The following is an 18,720-nucleotide window of genomic DNA, read 5'->3' on the forward strand; positions in this document are numbered from 1 at the left end:
GTTCCGCTTCAGCGCCGGCGCCGGTCGGCGGCTTCCGCCTTCCGCATGTCGACGAAGACGGCGTAATCGGCATGGCTCGTCGTGGTCCAGCCGATGGCGGAGCCGCGTTCCACGGCGCGGTGGATGTCGGGATGCGCCGTCGGCAGGGCGAGGTGGAAGGCGATCATGTCCTGCTTGAATTCGGCCGGCAGGTCGGTGCGCACCACGATCGGCCCGTTCTGGATGGGGCGGGAGGTCCAGATGATGCGCAGGTCCTCCATCTTCAGCATGCCCTTGTCCACCGCCGCGCGCAGCGTGCCGCGGGTATAGGGCGGGTCGCCCTGGCCGGAGACCCAGGTGACGCCGGCGTCGTACTGCTTCTGCAGCACGGCCACGAGCGCCTGGTCGTGGCCGCCCGCGAAGCCGGTGCGGCCGAAGAACCTCCCGGGCTCCGGATCGATGCCGGCCGCGCGCAACTCGGCGCGCGGGATCAGGTAGCCGGAGGCGCTGTTCGGGTCGGCCCAGGCGATGGACCTGCCCTTGAGGTCCTCGATCCTCGTGATGCCGGAATCGCTGCGGACATACATGACGGCGACATAGGATGTGCTGCCATCGGCTTCCCTGGTGACGAGGATCGGCTCCACGCCGCCATTGGTGTCCATCCAGGTCGCCGCATAGGCGGCGGGTGCCATGTTGGCGATCTCCAGTTGCTTCGCGGCGAAGGCCTGCTGCACCCCGGCATAGTCCGAGGCGAAGTAGAGCCGCGCGGGCACCTGGAAGGTCTCCTCGAACAGCTTGCGGTAGCCGTCGTAGCGGCCGAGCCGGTCGCTTTCCGTCTCCCCGCCCAGCACGCCGATGCGGATCTCCGGCACCTGCGCGGCCCAGGGGCGCTTGCCGGGCGCGGGCATGGCGGGGGGTGTCGGGGCCTGGGTCGATGCCCCGGTCGATGCCTGGGTCTGGGCCCAGGCAGGGACGGCGAGGGGCAGGAGAGCGGGCAGGCCGGCGAGTGCCAGGAGGCGGCGGCGCAGGAGCATGGCGTGCTTCCGGAAAGATGGTTCCGGCGCCATCGGAACATGGCGGCGGCGGTGCTCCAAGCGTTTCGAGAGGCCTGTTCGCCTCCTGGTGATGGAAGTTGCCGATGGAGCCGATCCATGCAACTTTCGGTTGATTGACCCGCCCGAAAGGGGGGCGCCTGAAGGACGCGTCGATGCCGAGGGAAGATCCCGGGCTCCACGGAAACCGGGCCGGAGCCGGCGGCGGGCCGGTCTTCGCCGGCACCGGTCCCCAGGGCCACCGCAGCCGGATGCGGGAAAGGCTGCTGCAGGGCGGCCCGGCGGCGCTGCCGGATTACGAGATCCTGGAGATGCTGCTCTTCCTGGGCATCCCGCGCCGGGACACCAAGCCGCTGGCGAAGGGGCTGATCAACCAGTTCGGCAGCCTCGCGGCGGTGCTGGGGGCGGACCCGCGCTGGCTGCGCCGGACCACGGCGCTCGGCATGGACAGCATCGCCGCGCTGAACCTCGTCTCGGCCGCCGCCACGCGCCTCGCCCGGGCGGAGGAGACGGAACGGCCCGTGCTGAAGAGCTGGGACCGGCTGATGGCCTATCTGGCGGCGGCGCCCCTGGAGGCGGCGCCCGGCGCCAGCCTGCCGCATGGGCGGGTCCTGTTTCTGGACAACCGGAACCGGCTGCTCGCCGACGAGAGCCAGGACGGCGTGCAGGAGCCCCGCGCCACCATGCGCCGCGCGCTGGAGCTGCATGCCACGGCCCTGATCCTGCTGACCTGGAGGCCGGACGGACAGCCGCGCGAGGAGGATGTGGCGCGCACGGAGCAGATGCAGAAGGCGGGCACGCTGCTGGCCATCACCCTGCACGACCACCTGATCGCGAGCGGAAGGGCGGAGCCGCTGAGCCTGCGGCGGGAGGGGCTGATCTGACGATGGCGGACGGTTTCTCGGATGCCGCCGGCTTCCTGACGCGCGACCCGGCCCCGGTGCCTGCCCCGGCGAGCCGCCCGGTTCCTGCCCCTGGGACTTCCACCGCCGGGATTTCGGTCCCAGGGGTCCCGGTCCCCGCGGCGCGGCCCGGATCGCCCGTGGATCTGCGCCGCCGCCTGCTCAACGAGGGCGAGGCTGCGCTGTCGGAGGAGGACATGACCGCGCTGCTGCTGGGCTTCGTCCTGCCCGCCGATCCTCGTGCCCTGGCGCAGGCGGCGCTGCGGCGCTTCGGCAGTTTCGCCGCCCTGCTGTCGGCCAGCCAGCGGGAGCTGCGCGGCGTGCCCGGCTTCGGGACGCAGAGCATCGCAGCGCTCAAGCTGGTGCAGGAGGCGGCGCTGCGGCTGGCCCGGGCGGAGGTCATGGCGGTGCCGGTGCTGGACAACTGGGACCGTCTGCTCGCCTATCTCACCGCCTCCCTGGCGCGGGAGCGGATCGAGCAGTTCCGGGTCCTGTTCCTGGATGCGGAGGAACGGCTGCTGGCCGACGAGGCGCAGGCGCGGGGCACGGTGAACCACACGGCGGTCTATCCGCGCGAGGTGGTCAAGCGCGCGCTGGAGCTGGACGCCGCGCGGCTGATCCTGGTGCACAACCATCCGAGCGGCGATCCCACGCCGTCCCGCGACGACCTGCTGATGACCGAGCGGGTCCGGCAGGCGGCGGAATGCCTGGGCATCGTGCTGCAGGACCATGTGATCGTGGGCAATGGGCGGCACACCAGCTTCCGGCGGGAAGGATTGCTGTAGGGGGAACGGGGGGCGGAAAGGCGCGCGCCGCGCCCCGCCATTCCGGCGGCGGTTGACGGCCGGTCTCCGGATGTGGTCTCGGACGGCTCCTCCCGGCGTCGGCGCCGCTCCCACCCCAGGCCGAGAGTATCCATGATCCGCCTTGACTCCATCAGCAAGCAGAACGGCCAGCAGCTTGTCTTCATCGAGGCCTCGGCGGCGCTCCAGCGCGGCGAGAAGGCCGGGCTGGTCGGCCCCAACGGCGCGGGCAAGACCACCCTCTTCCGCATGATCACCGGGCAGGAGCAGCCGGATGACGGCCAGGTGCTGGTGGATCGCGGCGTCAGCATCGGCTTCTTCAGCCAGGATGTGGGGGAGATGTCCGGCCGCACCCCGGTGGCGGAGGTGATGGACGGCGCCGGCGATGTCAGCACCGTGGCGGCCGAGCTGGCGGTGCTGGAAGCCGCGATGGCGGACCCCGCGCAGGCGGAGGACCTCGACGCCATCATCGAGCGCTTCGGCGAGGTGCAGGCGCGCTTCGAGGAGCTGGGCGGCTACGCGCTGGAAGGCCGCGCGCGGGAGGTGCTGGCGGGCCTCGGCTTCAGCCAGGAGATGATGGAGGGCGATGTCGGCAAGCTGTCCGGCGGCTGGAAGATGCGCGTGGCTTTGGCGCGCATCCTGTTGATGCGCCCGGACGTGATGCTGCTGGACGAGCCCAGCAACCACCTGGACCTGGAAAGCCTGATCTGGCTGGAGCAGTTCCTGAAGGGCTATGACGGCGCGCTGCTGATGACCTCGCACGACCGCGAGTTCATGAACCGCATCATCAACAAGGTGCTGGAGATCGACGGCGGGGCGCTGAGTTCCTATTCCGGCGACTACGCCTTCTATGAGCAGCAGCGCGCCATGAACGAGCGGCAGCAGCAGGCGCAGTTCGAGCGCCAGCAGGCGATGCTGGCCAAGGAGATCGCCTTCATCGAGCGTTTCAAGGCCCGTGCCTCCCATGCCGCGCAGGTGCAGAGCCGCGTGAAGAAGCTGGAGAAGATCGATCGCGTCGAGCCGCCGAAGCGCCGCCAGACCGTGGTCTTCGAGTTCGGCCAGGCGCCGCGTTCGGGCGACGACGTGGCGAACCTGAGGGGCGTGCACAAGCGCTACGGCAGCAAGGTGATCTACGAGGGGCTGGACTTCCTCCTGCGCCGCAAGGAACGCTGCTGCGTGCTGGGCATCAACGGCGCCGGCAAGTCCACGCTGCTGAAGCTGGTGGCGGGCGCCACCGAGCCGGACCAGGGCAGCGTGTCGCTCGGCGGCAGCGTGAAGATGGGCTATTTCGCGCAGCACGCCATGGAGCTGCTGGACGGCGATCGCAGCGTGTTCCAGTCGCTGGAGGACGCCTTCCCGCAGGCGGCGCAGGGCTCGCTGCGGGCGCTGGCCGGCTGCTTCGGCTTCTCGGGCGACGAGGTGGAGAAGAAGTGCCGCGTGCTCTCGGGCGGGGAGAAGGCGCGGCTGGTGATGGCACGCATGCTCTACGACCCGCCGAACTTCCTGGTGCTGGACGAGCCGACCAACCACCTGGACATGGCGACCAAGGAGATGCTGATCGCGGCCCTGTCGGAATACGAGGGCACCATGCTGTTCGTCTCGCACGACCGGCACTTCCTGGCCGCCCTGTCCAACCGGGTGCTGGAGCTGACGCCGGAGGGCATCCACCGGTACGACGGCGGCTACACCGAATACGTGGCGCGCACCGGGCAGGAGGCGCCGGGGCTGCACGGCTGAGCCGGGCGGGCCCCGGAGGCCCGCGCCGGGACCGGCCTCAGCCGGCCCCGCGTGCCAGCAGGGCCCGCGCCAGGGCCTCGAACTCGGCGATGTCCAGCGTTTCCGCACGGCGCGTCGGCTCGATGCCGCAGCCCGACAGCAGCGCCTCGGCCTGGCCCAGCGATTTCAGCGAGCCGCGCAGCATCTTGCGGCGCTGGCCGAAGGCGGCGGCGGTGACGCGTTCCATGGCGCGGGCCAGGGCCGGTTCCGGCTGCACCGGGCGCGGCACGAGATGCACCACGGCGGACCAGACCTTGGGCGGCGGCGAGAAGGCGCCGGGCGGCAGGCGCAGCACCATGCCGGCCGCGCAGCGCCACTGCGCGAGGACCGCGAGGCGGCCGTAATGCTCCGTGTCCGGGGCAGCGACGATCCGCTCGGCCACTTCGAGCTGGAACATCAGGGTGAGCGATTCCCAGAGCCCGGCCTGGGACAGCCAGTTCACCAGCAGCGGCGTGCCGACATTGTAGGGCAGGTTGGCCACGACCTTGCGTGGCGCGCCGGTGATGGCCGCCGCGTCCACCGACAGGGCATCCGCCTCCATCACCGTCAGCCGGCCGGGAAAGGCGTCGGAGAGCTCCGCCAGGGCGGCGATGGCGCGGCGGTCCAGCTCGATGGCGGTGACATGCGCCGCGGGGCTGGCCAGCAGGGCACGGGTCAGCCCGCCGGGGCCCGGCCCGACCTCCACCACATGGCGGCCGACGAGGTCGCCCGCCTGCCGCGCCACGCGCTCGCAGACCGCGGGGTCCAGCAGGAAGTGCTGGCCGAGCGACTTGCGCGCGTCCAGCCCATGGCGGGCCACCGTGTCCCGGAGGGAGGGCAGGGCGCCGGGGGAGGCGGGCTCCGATGCCGGGTCGGGGGTGGGTGCGTCGGACATCAGCCGTCCCGGGTGGCGCTGGGCTGGATACGCATGTCGATCTGCGCCTGGCGGCGCAGGTTGCGCTGCTGCTGCTGCGAGACCAGCTCGACGCGCTCGCGCAGGATCTGCGCCTTGGCCATCTCCGGCGTGTACTGGGCGAGGTTGCGGCTTTCGCGCGAGCAGACGGCGATCACCAGGATGCCGTCCGGCGTCACGATCGGCTGGCTGGCGCGGCCGGGCGAGAGGCTGGCGACGAGCTGGCGGAGCTGCGGCGGCTCCAGCGTTTCCTGCCGCACCTGACCGGGATCGGCGGGGCGGACGTTGCCGGCGGCACGGTTCGCCGCCTCCACTGCGTCGCAGCCGCCGGTCACGCGCTGCGCCTTCTCCAGCTGGCCGCGCTGCTGCTCGGTCGGGTTCTGCGGGTCGAGCTGGCTGGTGAAGGGCAGGAAGGCCTGGCGCAGCGTGACCAGCGTGGCGATGTCGCGGCCCGTCTCGCGCTTCTGCCGCAGGGCGATGATGCGGTAGCCGCCCGGCACGCGCACGGCGTTGCTGATGGCGCCGACCGGCATCTGCGTGACGAGGCGGGCGATCTCGGGCTCCAGCTCCTCGGGGCGGACCCAGCCGAGATCGCCGCCCTGCAGGGCGGTCTGGCTTTGCGAGAACTGGGTCGCGGCCACGGGGAAGGGCATGCCGGTGCGCAGGCGCCCGACCACGTCGTTGACGAAGCGCTGCACCGCCCCGGCGCGGGCCGGGTCGTCCACGGGCACGAAGATCTCGGAGACCTGGTATTCCGGCTGGCCGACCCGTGCCTCGTGCGATTCCACGCGCTCGCGGACCTCGGCCTCGGTGGGCTCGGCCTGCTGGCCCAGGGCCTGGCGGATCAGGCGCGACCAGCCGATCTGCACGCGGATCTGGTCGAACAGGACCCGCGTATCCACGCCGCCGGCGCGGAGCTGAGCCACCAGCCCACCCTTGGGCAGGTTGTTGCGGCTCTCGATGTCGGAGAGGGCGGCCGCCACCTCCTCGTCGCTCACCACGATGCGGCGGCGGCGCATCTCCTGGAGGCGCAGCCGGTCGTCGATCACGAGGCGGACGATCTGCGGCTCCAGCCGCGTGATCAGGTCGCTGGAGGCGCCGAGGCCCGTGGTCATGGCGAAGAGCCTGGCGCGGCTCGCCACCTCGGACTGGGTGACCACGTCGCCGTTCACCACGGCGACGATGCGGTTCATGTTCTGGGGCGCCGGAGCGGCCTGCCCCTGGGTGCGCGCGGGGGGGCGGGGCTGGGCCTGGGCCGCCACCGGAAGGCTGGCGGGGAGCGCCAGCGCCACGGCCAGCGGCAGCGCGAGCGGCGCCAGGCGGATCGCCCGGCGGGGAGCGGGAAGGGAGCGGGGGGAGAGAAGGGAGCGTCGCATGGGCTGGTTCCGGGATCAGGTCCGCCCGCCGGCTGCATGGCCCGGGATCACGGGGCCGGTTCCGCGGGGCGGGAAGGGCAGGGGGAGGGCGGGTGTCACAGGCGGGGAATTGCGGAGGCGGGGCATCACAGGGCGCGGAAGCCGAAATCACCCAGCGTCTTGAAGCCGAGCCGGATGAGCACCGTCGTGGAGGAAGGGTAGAGCGCGCCGGAGGTCTGCTCGGCATAGGACTTGTAGAAGCGGGTATCGAGGATCAGGCACTCGTCCTCGTAGGTGAGGTTCGCGCCGACCGAGACGCCGCGCTTGAGCTCCAGGTCGTAGCGGCCGAAGGCGCCCGTGGACCAGTGCTGGCCGACCTTCACGTTGGCCGAGCCATAGACCTCCCGCCGGTAGGTGGCGGGCGTCAGGTAGTCCTTCGGCACGGAGTAGAAGTACCCGGCCGTGGTGCTGACTGGCACGCCCGTCAGCGGGCCGAAGTCGAGCCGCGAGGAGACGTCGATCATCTGGCGGTCGAGGTTGCTCTTGTCGAAGCGGCCTCGGCCGATCACGCTCAGCCAGGGCGTGGGCGAGACGCGCACGCGCGCGACCACGTCCGAGACCTCGTCGCGCAGGCCGGAGCGTGCCGCGAAGACCTCCTCCTTGGAGGCGCGATAGGACTGGCCGACCAGCCCCTCGACCTGGCCGCCATTGGGGAAGAACCAGGCGGAGCGCAGCGCCGCGTCGATGCGCGAGCCGCCTTCCTGCCGGTCGCGGCCGGTGAAGCGGTTCAGCGAGAAGAGGTTGGCGTCGCTGAACTCGAAGTCGAGGCTGTCCTCGTTCGGGATCAGCGTCTGGCGGCCGGTGGCGGGGCCGGTCACCATCTGCACATGCGGCTCGATGAGCTGGCTGCCATAGGCGCCGGCGGAGCGGATGAAGGGCATGCGCCAGTCGATGGCGGCGCGGACGTTGCCGGTCGCCATCTCGCGGCTGCTCACCGAGGCGTAGAAGGGCGCGTCGTCGAAGTCGTTGACGGAATAGCCCATGGCGTCGCCCTGGAACTTGAAGGTCCAGAGATCGCCCAGCAGCCCGTAGCGCGGCAGGTCGTAGGTCAGGCGCGAGGAAAGGCGGCGTGTGTCCGCGCCCTCGGTGCGGAACAGGAAGAAGTCGGAGGTGTCGATCGTCGCCAGCCCGCCCAGGCTGTCGGGGCGGAAGGCGTGCTCGACGAAGATGTTCGGCAGGACATAGGGGATCTTGCCCACGTCATCGACGTCGCGCAGCCCCTGGTAGGCGCGGCTGTCGATCTTGGCGTAGGTGTCGGTGCCCCAGAAGCCCTCGGCGTAGATGTTGCTCGTCAGCACCCGCTGGGTGGGAAAGCGGAAGGCGCGCAGATAGGTCTCGGAGGTGGCGCGGTTGACGTTGAAGCCGACGCGCCAGTTCTCGTCGATGCTGAAGCTGCCCTTGCTGAAGATATGGCTGCCGACGCCCTTCTCACCATTGGTCTGGTTGCCGTCCAGCTCGCCGATCGAGCCCTGGATGTCGATCTGGCCGAAGTTGAAGCGCTGGCGGTAGCGGGCCGCCAGCGAGGGCAGCACGCGGGTCGAGATGGTGGGCGTGAGCGTCAGGTCGGAGCTGCCGTCGATGGCCCAGTAGTAGGGCAGCTCGACGAAGCCGCCGAGATAGCGCGTCTGTCCGAAGGAGGGCGAGAGGAAGCCCGAGGAGCGCGGCGCCGAGGGGTCGGGCATGGAGAGGTAGGGCGAGTAGAAGACCGGCCAGCCGTCGAGGCGCACCTGCGCGTCGCGGAAGCGGATGCGCTGGGCTTCCTCGTCGCGGGTGGCGAGGCGGGACTGGATCTGCCAGAGCGGCGGGCGCGTCGGGTCCTCGGCGCAGAGGTTGCAGGCCGAATAGACCGGCCGCGTCATGTCGGTGATGGCGCCGCCGGGGCGGTCTGTGCGGCGGGCGCCGTTGGCCACCAGCTTGCCGTTCTGGGCGAGCAGGGCGCTCATCCCTTCCAGCACGCCGTCCTTCATGTTGCCCGTCAGCTCGGCGCGGTCGGCGAAGAGCACCTGCCCGTCCGGCTGGAGGAGCTGGACGTTGCCCTCCGCCGTGGCGACGCCGGTGTCGCGGTTATAGGTGAACTTGTCGGCGCGCAGGATCTGCTCGTTCTGCCAGGCCTCGACATGGCCGGTGGCGGTCACGACCTTGCTGTTGTCGTCGTAGTCCACCTGGTCGGCGGTGAAGGTGACCGGGGCGTTGCGGTCGGCAGGGCTGCCCATCAGGTTGCCGAAGGCGTTGCCGGCGCTGGGCGCGGCCGAGGGCTGGGCGCTGGCCCCGGGCGGGGCGCCGGCGGGGAGCTCGGCGGTGCCGGCCGCGGGCAGGGTGTCGCCCATCTCCTGCGCAGCCAGCGGCCCCGCCAGCAGCAGGCAGAGGGCCGTGCCGCCCAGCAGCGCCGGACGCCGTGCCCTTCCGGGATGGAGGGCGGCCCGGAATGCGGTGGGGAAGGCTCCGCGGGACGTCGTCCCCTGGGGCGAGGCCTGTCGGCGCATCAGCCGTCCTCCAGATGCAGCAAAAGGGTCAGGGCCAGCAGCAGGCCGGCCAGGGCGGGTGCCCAGGCGGCCAGGGCGACGGGGAGGGTGCCGGTCTCGCCGAACTCCCCCGCCACCCGGTCCAGAACGAAGAGGGCGAAGCCGGCTGCCACGCCGAGGCCCAGCATCTGCGCCACGCCGCCGCGCCGGGCCTGCCGCATGGAGAAGCCGGCCGAGAGCAGCGCCATGGCCAGGGCCAGCACCGGCAGGGCCAGCAGCGACTGGTAGTGCAGGCGGTGCCGGACCGCCGAGAAGCCGGCCGATTCCAGCACCCGGATGAAGCCCGGCAGCGCCCAGAAGGAGAGGGTGTCGGGACTGGCGAAGCTGTCCTCGATGCGGTCCGGGGTCAGGTCCGTGGGCAAGGCGATCCGTCCGGGGTCGGAGGCGCGGCGGTCCTGCCCGAAGGTCACGGCGTTCTCCAGAACCCATTCGCCGACGCCGCCATGGCTCTGCAGCTCCGCATGCGGCGCCTCGACGCGGGCCAGCGGCTTGTCGTCGCCGGACAGGCGCCAGACGCTGACATCGTCGAGCTTCAGGGCGGCGCGCTCGATCCGGTTGCTGTTCACCGCCGGCCGCCCGGCCAGGATGGCGACGCCCTGCGGGTCCAGGGCCCGGTCCGCCTGCCGCAGCCAGAGCCGGCCGCCGGCCAGGGCGGTGATGCCGGAAGCGTTGCGCAGGTAGATGCCGTCCAGCCGTTCCGCCCGGGCCAGCATGGCGGAGGAGAGGGGCGAGATGCCGGAGGTGGCGATGACGCCGATCAGCAGGGCCACCACCGCGGGGCCGGTCAGGAAGCCCCAGGCGGAGATGCCGGCGGCGCGGGCCACCACCAGCTCCGAGGAGCGGGACAGGCGCCAGAAGGCGATGATGCCGCCCAGCAGCACGGCGAAGGGGAGGATCTGCATGGCCATGAAGGGCAGGCGCAGCGCGCCGATCGTGGCCACGATGCCGAAGCTGGCCTCCGCCCGGGTGGCGGCGCGGCGCAGCAGCTCGATGAAGTCGAACAGCGAGACCAGCCCGGTGAGCGCCAGCAGCATGGCCAGGACCATGCCCGTGAAGCGCCGGGCCACATAGAGCGTGAAGGTGAGGGGCAGGCTCATGCGGCGGCGAGCCGCCGGCGCCGCGGCCAGCCGGGCATGCCCGACAGGACCCAGGCGGAGACCAGGCCGGGGCCGACCGCGTGCAGCCAGATCAGCGGCACCAGGGCGTTGTTGCGGGCGGCGAGGTTGCCCACGGCGAGGCCCAGCGCCAGCAGCCCGACCACGGTGCCGACGCCGACGCCGATGGCGAAGCCGCCGCCATGGCGGCGGAAGCCGCTGGCCAGGGCGGTGGCCAGGCCGACCAGGGCGAAGGACAGGGTGGTCAGGGGATTCGAGAGGCGCTGGTGTGCCTCGGCGTAGAATTTGCGGATGTCGCGCTCCGGCAGGTTCTCGGCGGGGTCGGGGTGCAACAGCTCGCTCACCGAACGTTCCCGCGAATCGCGGTTGCGGGAATCATCGTCGCTCCGGCCGGTGCGGGCCAGATCCACGCTGTTCTCGCCGAAGGTCAGCACGGCGAGGCGCAGGGTCTGCGGGGTGCCGGGCGGGCTGCCGGCGGGCGGGGCCACGCGCTCGACCTGCTGGCGCTGGCCGTTGAGCAGGATCACCCGGGGGCCGCTCGGCGTCTGGGTGATGCGCCCTTCCTCCGCCAGGATGGTCACCGGGGCGCCGGCGTCGCGGCTGTCCTGCACCAGGATCCCCCGCAGCGTGCCATCGCGCTCCCGCAGCCGGGCATAGACGGTCAGGTCGTCGCCGACGCTGCTGAAGACCCCCTCCTGCACCAGGATCGCGGCCATCTGGTTGCGGATCTCGAACTGCCAGGTGCGGAAGGCGGTGTGGCTCATCGGCACCAGCCAGAGCTGGAGCATGAAGCACAGGCCGGTGGCGATCACTGCCAGATACAGGGCGGGGCGGGAAAGCTGCCACTGCGACAGGCCGGCGGCGCGCATCACCACCAGTTCCCGGTCCGTGGACAGGCGCACATAGGAGAAAAGCGTCACCACGAAGGTTGCGATCGGCAGGATCACCGCGAAGAAGGAGGGCATCAGCAGCCCGGTGAGTTCCAGGAAGACGGCAAAGGACAGGCCCCGGTCGAGCACGAGCTCGATGAAGCGGAGGCTCTGGGTCAGCCAGATGAGCAGCGCCAGCCCCACCGTGACCGCGATGAGGGCGACGGCGAGCTGGCGGAAGATGTAACGATCCAGCCGTGACATGGCGGAGGCAACCTATCCAGCCGAGGGGGCGCCGGCAAATCGGCGCCCGGGAACCGCCAGCCTCTACAGCCTTTCCGTGGCCTTTCCGAGACTTGTCATGGCTTCTTCGCGAGGGCCGGAAACCCGCTGTTGCAAACGGGTGCCAGGCCTGGGGGCAGGGCCAAGCGGGTTCAGCCGGGGAAGACCTTGCCCGGGTTCATCAGCCCCTGCGGGTCCAGCGCCGCCTTGATCCGGCGCATCGCCTCGTATTCCGCCCCCCCGCGCCAGTCGGCCAGCATGTCGGTCTTGAGGCGCCCGACGCCGTGCTCGGCGGAGAAGGAGCCGTCCAGATCGCGGACCACGGCGTTCACCGCGTCCATCAGGTCATGGGCGCGGGCCATGAAGGCGGCGGGGTCCATCCCCTCGGGCTGGACCACGTTCATGTGGATATTGCCGTCGCCCATATGGCCGAAGGGCACCGGGCGGCAGCCGGGGATCAGGGCCCGCATGGCCTCGGCCGAACGGCGGATCATCTCCGGCACCCGGGAGACCGGGACGGAGACATCATTCTTCACATTTCCGCCGGCGCGCTTCTGGGCCTCGGCATGTTCCTCCCGCAGCCGCCAGAGATTGGCGGCCTGGGCCTCGCTCTCCGGCAGGGCGGCGTCGAGCACCTCGCCGGCCTCCAGCGCCTCCTCCAGCACCGCCTCCATCAGCCCGCGCAGGTCGGCATCGGGGCGGGAGGAGGCAAGGTCCACCAGCACATAGTGGTCGGCGCGTTCGGCGAGGGGCAGGGTCGCGCCCTCGATCAGGCTCGTCACGAAGTCCATCCCGGCGCCGGACATGTATTCGAAGGAGCGGACGCTGCTCTCGTCCCGGTCGCGGAAGCGGCGGAACAGGGCCAGGGCCGCGTCCTCGTCCGCCATGGCGCAGAGGGCCAGGGCGGTGGTGCGGGGTCGGGGGAAAAGGCGCAGCACGGCGGCGGTGATGATGCCCAGCGTGCCTTCGGAACCGGCGAAGAGCTGGCGCAGGGCGAAGCCCGTGTTGTCCTTGCGGAGGCGCCGCAGGCCCTCGACCACGCTGCCATCGGGCAGGACGACCTCGATGCCCATCAGCAGGTCGCGGGCATTGCCGTAGCGGACGGTGTTGTTGCCGCCCGCATTGGTGGCCAGCACGCCGCCGATGGTGGCGGAGCCCTCGGCGCTGAGCGAGAGGGGGAAGAGGCAGCCCGCCTCGGCGACCGCGTCCTGAGCCGTTTTCAGGATCACCCCGGCCTCGACGACCATGGTCATGTCCACCGGATCGATGTCGCGGATACGGTTCATCCGGGCCAGCGAGAGCACCACCTGCCGTCCGCTCTCGTCCGGCATGGCGCCGCCGACCATGGAGGTGTTTCCACCCTGGGGCACCACGGCCACACCGGCCTCGCTCAGCAGCCGCATCGCCGCCGCGAGCTCCGCCGTGCTGGCCGGGCGCAGCAGGGCGGGCGAAGCGCCATGGTAGAGGCCGCGCCAGTCGGACAGGAAGGGCGCCATGTCCACCGGGTCGGTGATGAGCCCGCGCGGGCCCAGCAGGGTGGAGAGCGCATCCAGCAAAGCCGGGGGCAAGGCGGTCGGGGCGTCATTCATGGTGCCCCAAGGGATGCCAGGACAGGTCCCTTGGTCAAGAGACCGTGTCGAAGAGGCGCGTGCCGCCTTCGCGCGGTCGGGCCGGGCGCCGGGGCGTCAGGTGCGGTGGATGACCTTGCGCGGGCCTTCCTGCCCGACCGCACAGAGGTGGAAGGCCGGGCGCAGGGTGGCCTCGGGCTCGTCATCCTCGACGGGCGGCAGCGGGCGGAGGGAGGATTTGGGGGTGCGGCGCGCGGCGACTTCCTGCGGCAGGCCGAAGACGGTCCCCCGGGCGCCGAAGCCGCTGTCGCAGGACATGGCGGGCTGGGGCGGAATCGGAGTGTCCGTGGAGCCTGCGGGGGCCGCCATCGCCGCGCCCGACACCATCAGGAAGAAGCCCGCCATCACCATCCGCATCCCGTCTGCCCTCCTCTGTTGCAGATATACAACTCCGCGCGTCTGAGATGGTAATTTAGCCACATATCCTATTGACTGTGGCCAATTTCCAATCGGCGCTTCCAACGCGAAGCCGAAGGCCGGGTTTCGGCGTTGGGCGGGCACAGCAACCCGAGCGGCAGAGGTAGGCCCGATGAGCGACCGCCCAGACCCCACCGGCACCGGCCCCGCCGGCAGCCCCGACGACGACGACGTGGATCTCGGGATCGCAATCCCGACCGTCGTGAGCATCATCGACACCGCCCGGCAGGTGGATGAACTGGTGGAGGACGAGGAGAACGAGGATTTCCAGGACGAGGAGGGGCTCGACGATTCCGATCCGGAAGGCCTCGCCGAGATGCTGGAGGAGCAGATCACCGCGCTGAACGAGGACGAACAGGCGGCGCTGATCGCCCTCGCCTGGATCGGGCGCGGCGACTACGAGGCCGAGGACTGGGAGGAGGCGCTGCGCTTGGCGCGGGAGCGCAACGAGCGGGGCGACGCGGCCAACTACCTCACGGGCATGGAGATGCTGGGCGACCTGCTTTCCGAGGGGCTGGAGGCGTTCGGGATCTCTCCGGAGGAAACCGCGCGCTGAAAGGCCGGGCACCCTGGCCGGGCCCCAGGCTCGGGAGCTGGCCGGCCGGAGGTCGCACTGTGCCGGAGAGAGCGCGGCCGGAGAGGGCGCGGGCGTCCCCCGCGCTCTCAGCCGCGCATCACGCGGGGGCCGTCCAGCCCCGCCACCTCCCGGACCAGCTTGCGGCGCACGGCATTCTCGAAGGCATCGAAATCGGCCGCCGAGATGAGAAAGGCACCCGGGCCGCCGATCACGTTCTGGCCATAATACTGGTCGAGCGGCAGGGGCGGCATGCGGCCATAGGCGGGACGGTCGTTCATGATGGGCAGGCCGTTGATCACGATCCCGTCCGCCACGGCCCGGTCGCGCGCCTCCTCGGCGGGCGGGCCGCTGTTGTTCACCCCGTCCCCGGACACGTCGATCACCCGGCGCATCGCCTCGTAGGGCAGGTCGGACAGCAGCTTGTGCGAGAAGTCGATGCCGCCCGAGATCGAGGTCCAGGACAGGGACTGCCGGGGCGCGCGGTCCAGGGCATCGGCCCAGGCATCCGCATCGGACTGGCTGGCGATCTGAGTCCAGGGGATCACCAGCCGCTGGTACTCGGCGCCCGCCCATTCGACATAGGCCAGGGCGATGCTGCCGATCATGCCGCCCCGGACCGCGGCCACCACGCGGGGGTCGGTCACCGCCTTGCGGTAGCCTTCGCGTTGCAACCGGGCCTCGTCTTCGTCGATGGAGCGCGATACGTCCACGGCGAGCACGAGGGCGACATCGACGGGTTCCGCGGCACGGGCCAGCCCAGGGTGGGCCAGGAGGCCCGCGGCCCCACCAGCGATCAACAGGGATCGACGGCGCATCAGCACACTCCCGAATGACCAAGGGGGAGTCAGTGCATCAGGATCGCAATGTGCATCGCAACAGAATTCGGACCGAAGCGGTCACGAATGCGGGAAAGCCTTCGCGCTCACAGGTTTCGGGTGGTCAGGCCGGATTGCGGGGAGGCGGCAGCAGGAGATCGGGCAGGGTGGCCGCATCCGGCACCCAGCCGGGCGTCGCTTCCGGCGCCGGGCGCAGCAGCGGCGTGGCGAAGCCCGCCGCCACCGGCACATCCGCCGGCCAGGAGGCGCGCCAGCGGTCGCCCTGCGCCATGCCCACGCAAAGGCCCACCGGCCTGACCCCCGCCGCCGCCAGCAGGGCCAGCCCGGCCAGGGCAGAGCTGCCGGTGCTGATTACGTCGTCCACCAGCAGCACGCGGCGCCCCGCGAGGCGGTGCAGCACGCGCGGGTCCAGCCAGATGCGGCGTTCGTCCGTCGCGGTGGAGGAGGAGACAGGTACCGAGGGGGCGTCCGCCCCGTACCAGCGCTTGCGCGAATAGCCGGCGGCGACCCAGTTGGAATGGCCCAGCGCCTCGGCCAACGGGGCGGCCAGGACATGGCCCAGGGTCGGCAGGCCGCAGACCACCTCCACGCCCAGGGGCCGTGCCGCCTCGGCCATCCAGCCGGCCAGGGCGCGCACCACGGCGAAGGAGGCCTGGTTGGCGATGAAGCCCGTCACCGCGATCGCTCCATAGTCGCGCAACGGCAGCCAGAGGCGCGAGCCGTCGGGCATCGGCGCGGGGAAGCGTTGCCCATAGGGCGGGCCGGGGTCCTCGGACGCGGCCGAGAAGGATTGCCAGAACTCCATGCCGCCGCCGGTGCCATGGCGCGCGGCACGGGTCCAGTGGCAAGGCCGCATGCCCGTCCTCCATGCCCGTCCTCCATACCCCGGGGCAGGCCCCCGAAGGGGCCATGGCGGGGCGGCGGCGAGCGGTCTATCCTGGAGCGGTCTTCACGATTTGGATAACGGATCGCAACATGATGGCCTCCCGCCGCGCGCTGCTGGCCGGCTCCGCCGCCGCTGCCTTCGCCATGACCCATTCGCGCTGGGCCGAGGCCCAGTCGCCGTCCGGGGTCATCGTCTTCGCCAAGCAGATCGACGACCTGATCAGCCTCGATCCGGGCGAGTGCTTCGAGTACACGGGCTCGGAGATCTGCGGCAACGTGTACCAGAAGCTCGTGACCACGCCGAACAGCAACCCCTCCCAGTTGGTGGGCGAGCTGGCGGAGAAGTGGGAGGCGTCGGAGGACGGCAAGACCTTCACCTTCACGCTGCGGGAGGGGCCGAAATTCGCTTCCGGCAAGCCGGTGACGGCGGAGGACGCGGCCTGGTCGCTGCAGCGGGCGGTGATCCTGAACAAGACCCCGGCCTTCATCATCAACCAGTTCGGCTACACCAAGGACAACGTGGCGCAGATGATCCGCGCCACCGGGCCGCGCACGCTGGTGATGCAGACGGCGCAGGAGACGGCGCCGACCTTCCTGCTCTACTGCCTCTCCGCCGTGGTGGGGAACGTGGTGGAGAAGGCCGTGGTGATGTCGCACGAGCAGAACGGCGACCTCGGCAATGCCTGGCTGAAGCAGAACTCCGCCGGCTCCGGCCCCTATGCGGTGCGCGCCTGGCGGGCCAGCGACAGCGTGACGCTGGAGGCCAACCCGAACAGCACCGTGGCGCCGAAGACGAAGCGCGTGATCCTGCGCCACATGCCCGACCCCTCGGCGCAGATGCTCGGCCTGCAACGCGGCGACATCGACATCGCGCGCAACCTGAGCTCCGACCAGATCCGGCAGGCCAAGGCCGACGGCAACTTCAAGGTCCAGTCGCAGCGCAAGGCCAGCCTGCTCTACATCGCGATGAACCAGAAGCATTCGATCCTGAGCAAGCCGGAGGTGCGGCAGGCGATCAAGATGGCGATCGACTATGACGGCATCCAGAAGAACATCGTGCCCGACCTCTATGCGGTGCATCAGGCCTTCCTGCCGGAAGGGCTGCCGGGCGCGCTGACCGACAAGCCTTTCCGCCACCAGATCGCCGAGGCCAAGGCGCTGCTGGCCAAGGCGGGGCATGCGGACGGGTTCGAGGTCACCTTCGACTACGCCTCGGTATCGCCCATCAGCGACATGGCGCAGGCGATCCAGGCCAACCTCGCCGAGATCGGCATCCGCGTGCGGATGCTGCCGGCCGAGCAGCGGCAGGTGCTCACCCGGGTCCGCGCCCGGCAGCACGAGATTTCCATGAGCCGCTGGGGCAGCGACTACTTCGACCCGAACTCGAATGCCGAGACTTTCGCGGTCAACACGGACAACAGCGACGACGCGCGCAACCGCACCTCCGCCTGGCGCTCCTCCTGGCTGATCCCGGAATACTCCGCCCAGGTGGTGGCCGCGGCGAAGGAGCGGGATGCGGCGAAGCGGACGGAGATCTACCTGAAGCTCCAGAAGGAACTGCAGGAGCATGGCCCCTTCGCCTTCCTGCTACAGGAGATCGAGGTCTCGGTCAGCCGCAAGGGCGTGACCGGCTTCGACATGGGCCCGATGAATGACCGCCACCGCTATGTGGAGATCGTGAAGGCCTGAGACGGGCTCCGGCGCGCGGGGCCGGGAGCCGCGCGCGCCGGAGGCGATCAGGCGAAGATGAAGTCGCTGCCGGCGGGATGCTCGACGCCGACGAGGGCGATATAGCTGTCGGTGCCGAACCCGATCAGACTGCCGGTATAGCTCGTCCCGCCCGGCAGGGTGATGTTGCCGGAGCGGATGTTCAGGTCACCCAGATCGTGCACGCCCTGCGCGGCGAAGGCGGTCAGGTCGATGTGATCCTTGCCCTGCTCGAAATCCATGATCCGGTTCTGCGCGATGCCGGGCGCGAAGACGAAGGTGTCGCTGCCGCCCACCGTGTCGCTGCCGGTCCGCTCGCCATCGCCCCAGATCTGGTTGTTGGAATGCGCGCCGGCGACGATGACATCGTCGCCGCCCACGGCGTTGTCGCTCATGCGCCCGTCGCCCCGGATGACGCAGGAGGCGGAGTCGTCGGGGCCGATGATCCGGTCGTTGCCGCCCCTGGCGAAGCCCGACAAGGCGCCATCGCCGAAGATCTGGACGAGCGATGTCCCGGCGGTCACCCAGATCAGGTCATTGCCGCCCTGCGCATGGTCCTTCAGGGCTGAGGCATCGCCGTAGAGGCTCGTATCCGTGGAACTGCCCATGATGCAGTCATTGCCGCCGATGGTGCCGCCATCCATCGTGAAGGCGTCGCCATAGACATTGGCATCGTTGCCGACGATCCAGTCACCGCCAGCCTTGGCATTATCGTGCATCTCGAAGGCATCGCCATAGACCACGGGATGGTTGTAGCCATGGGTCCTGCCGCCGAAGATGGAATCGTTGCCGCCCTGCGACAAGCCGCTCATCACATAGGCGTCGCCATAGATTTGCTCCGACAGGTTCGTGGCGCTGCCGCCGATGATGAAGTCGTTCCCGCCGCGCGCGAAGTCCTGCATGGCCTGGGCATCGCCGTAGATCTGGGTGACCACGGTTTCGTAGATGGATGTCGCGCTTGGACCAATCAGGGTCTGGTCGCCGCCAACCTGTTCGCAGAACAGGGTGCCGCTGGTATCGCCGTAGATGATGTTCGTCATCGGATGCTCCCCGGCTGCCGGAA

16 protein-coding genes are annotated in these 18,720 nt (G+C 70.6%); 5 read left to right on the plus strand and 11 right to left on the minus strand.

Annotated elements, in window-relative coordinates:
• Positions 1-8: 8 nt before the first annotated feature.
• Positions 9-1,013, minus strand: a complete 1,005-nt coding sequence (gene phnD, locus RGI145_RS03835; protein ID WP_075797299.1) for a phosphate/phosphite/phosphonate ABC transporter substrate-binding protein — start codon at positions 1,011-1,013, stop codon at positions 9-11.
• Positions 1,014-1,186: 173 nt separating this feature from the next.
• Between phnD and RGI145_RS03840 the strand changes: the two genes are divergently transcribed.
• From RGI145_RS03840 to RGI145_RS03850, 3 genes are all read left to right on the plus strand, one after another.
• A complete protein-coding gene (locus RGI145_RS03840) occupies positions 1,187-1,915 on the plus strand; it encodes a JAB domain-containing protein (RefSeq protein ID WP_075797300.1) in 729 nt (242 codons plus the stop codon).
• A gap of 158 nt (positions 1,916-2,073) precedes the next feature.
• Positions 2,074-2,718 (plus strand): RadC family protein, encoded by a 645-nt coding sequence (radC, locus tag RGI145_RS03845; RefSeq protein ID WP_418314493.1) that lies wholly within the window; start codon positions 2,074-2,076, stop codon positions 2,716-2,718.
• Between the two features lie 132 nt (positions 2,719-2,850).
• Positions 2,851-4,473, plus strand: a complete 1,623-nt coding sequence (locus RGI145_RS03850; protein ID WP_075797302.1) for an ABC-F family ATP-binding cassette domain-containing protein — start codon at positions 2,851-2,853, stop codon at positions 4,471-4,473.
• A gap of 37 nt (positions 4,474-4,510) precedes the next feature.
• Here the strand turns inward: RGI145_RS03850 and rsmA are convergent, their stop codons facing one another.
• From rsmA to RGI145_RS03885, 7 genes are all read right to left on the minus strand, one after another.
• A complete protein-coding gene (gene rsmA / locus RGI145_RS03855) occupies positions 4,511-5,386 on the minus strand; it encodes a 16S rRNA (adenine(1518)-N(6)/adenine(1519)-N(6))-dimethyltransferase RsmA (RefSeq protein WP_208863925.1) in 876 nt (291 codons plus the stop codon).
• Positions 5,386-6,780 carry a peptidylprolyl isomerase gene (locus RGI145_RS03860; protein ID WP_083670371.1) on the minus strand — a complete coding sequence of 465 codons (1,395 nt, stop codon included), beginning with the start codon at positions 6,778-6,780 and terminating at the stop codon, positions 5,386-5,388. Before RGI145_RS03860 ends, rsmA begins: the two co-directional genes overlap by 1 nt.
• A 125-nt stretch (positions 6,781-6,905) precedes the next feature.
• Positions 6,906-9,302, minus strand: coding sequence for an LPS-assembly protein LptD (locus RGI145_RS03865; protein WP_237183197.1), 2,397 nt, complete (start codon positions 9,300-9,302; stop codon positions 6,906-6,908).
• On the minus strand, positions 9,302-10,438 hold the full coding sequence (lptG, locus tag RGI145_RS03870; protein WP_075797303.1) for an LPS export ABC transporter permease LptG: 1,137 nt from the start codon (positions 10,436-10,438) through the stop codon (positions 9,302-9,304). Before lptG ends, RGI145_RS03865 begins: the two co-directional genes overlap by 1 nt.
• Positions 10,435-11,589: an LPS export ABC transporter permease LptF gene (lptF, locus tag RGI145_RS03875; protein ID WP_075797304.1), complete on the minus strand. Its 1,155-nt coding sequence runs from the start codon at positions 11,587-11,589 to the stop codon at positions 10,435-10,437. The genes lptG and lptF overlap by 4 nt, the downstream gene beginning before the upstream one ends.
• Positions 11,590-11,759: 170 nt before the next feature.
• Complete coding sequence (locus tag RGI145_RS03880; protein WP_075797305.1) at positions 11,760-13,196, minus strand: FAD-binding oxidoreductase; 1,437 nt, start codon at positions 13,194-13,196, stop codon at positions 11,760-11,762.
• Between the two features lie 96 nt (positions 13,197-13,292).
• Positions 13,293-13,592 carry a hypothetical protein gene (locus RGI145_RS03885; protein WP_075797306.1) on the minus strand — a complete coding sequence of 100 codons (300 nt, stop codon included), beginning with the start codon at positions 13,590-13,592 and terminating at the stop codon, positions 13,293-13,295.
• A 172-nt stretch (positions 13,593-13,764) separates the two neighbouring features.
• Between RGI145_RS03885 and RGI145_RS03890 the strand changes: the two genes are divergently transcribed.
• Positions 13,765-14,208, plus strand: a complete 444-nt coding sequence (locus RGI145_RS03890) for a DUF3775 domain-containing protein (protein ID WP_075797307.1) — start codon at positions 13,765-13,767, stop codon at positions 14,206-14,208.
• Between the two features lie 107 nt (positions 14,209-14,315).
• Here RGI145_RS03890 and RGI145_RS03895 read toward each other — a convergent pair whose 3' ends face one another.
• A complete protein-coding gene (locus RGI145_RS03895; protein WP_075797308.1) occupies positions 14,316-15,044 on the minus strand; it encodes a DUF1194 domain-containing protein in 729 nt (242 codons plus the stop codon).
• 124 nt (positions 15,045-15,168) lie between these two features.
• On the minus strand, positions 15,169-15,921 hold the full coding sequence (locus RGI145_RS03900) for a phosphoribosyltransferase (protein WP_075797309.1): 753 nt from the start codon (positions 15,919-15,921) through the stop codon (positions 15,169-15,171).
• A gap of 119 nt (positions 15,922-16,040) precedes the next feature.
• Here RGI145_RS03900 and RGI145_RS03905 point away from each other — a divergent pair, with 119 nt between their 5' ends.
• The gene (locus RGI145_RS03905) at positions 16,041-17,639 is read left to right on the plus strand and encodes an ABC transporter substrate-binding protein (RefSeq protein WP_083670373.1); all 1,599 of its coding nucleotides are present in this window, start codon (positions 16,041-16,043) and stop codon (positions 17,637-17,639) included.
• Positions 17,640-17,686: 47 nt separating this feature from the next.
• On the opposite strand, the gene RGI145_RS03910 is transcribed toward RGI145_RS03905, so the two are convergent.
• Positions 17,687-18,697, minus strand: a complete 1,011-nt coding sequence (locus RGI145_RS03910; RefSeq protein ID WP_075797310.1) for a calcium-binding protein — start codon at positions 18,695-18,697, stop codon at positions 17,687-17,689.
• Positions 18,698-18,720 lie beyond the last annotated feature (23 nt).

The organism is Roseomonas gilardii (assembly GCF_001941945.1).
In the GTDB taxonomy this organism is placed as follows: Bacteria; Pseudomonadota; Alphaproteobacteria; order Acetobacterales; family Acetobacteraceae; genus Roseomonas.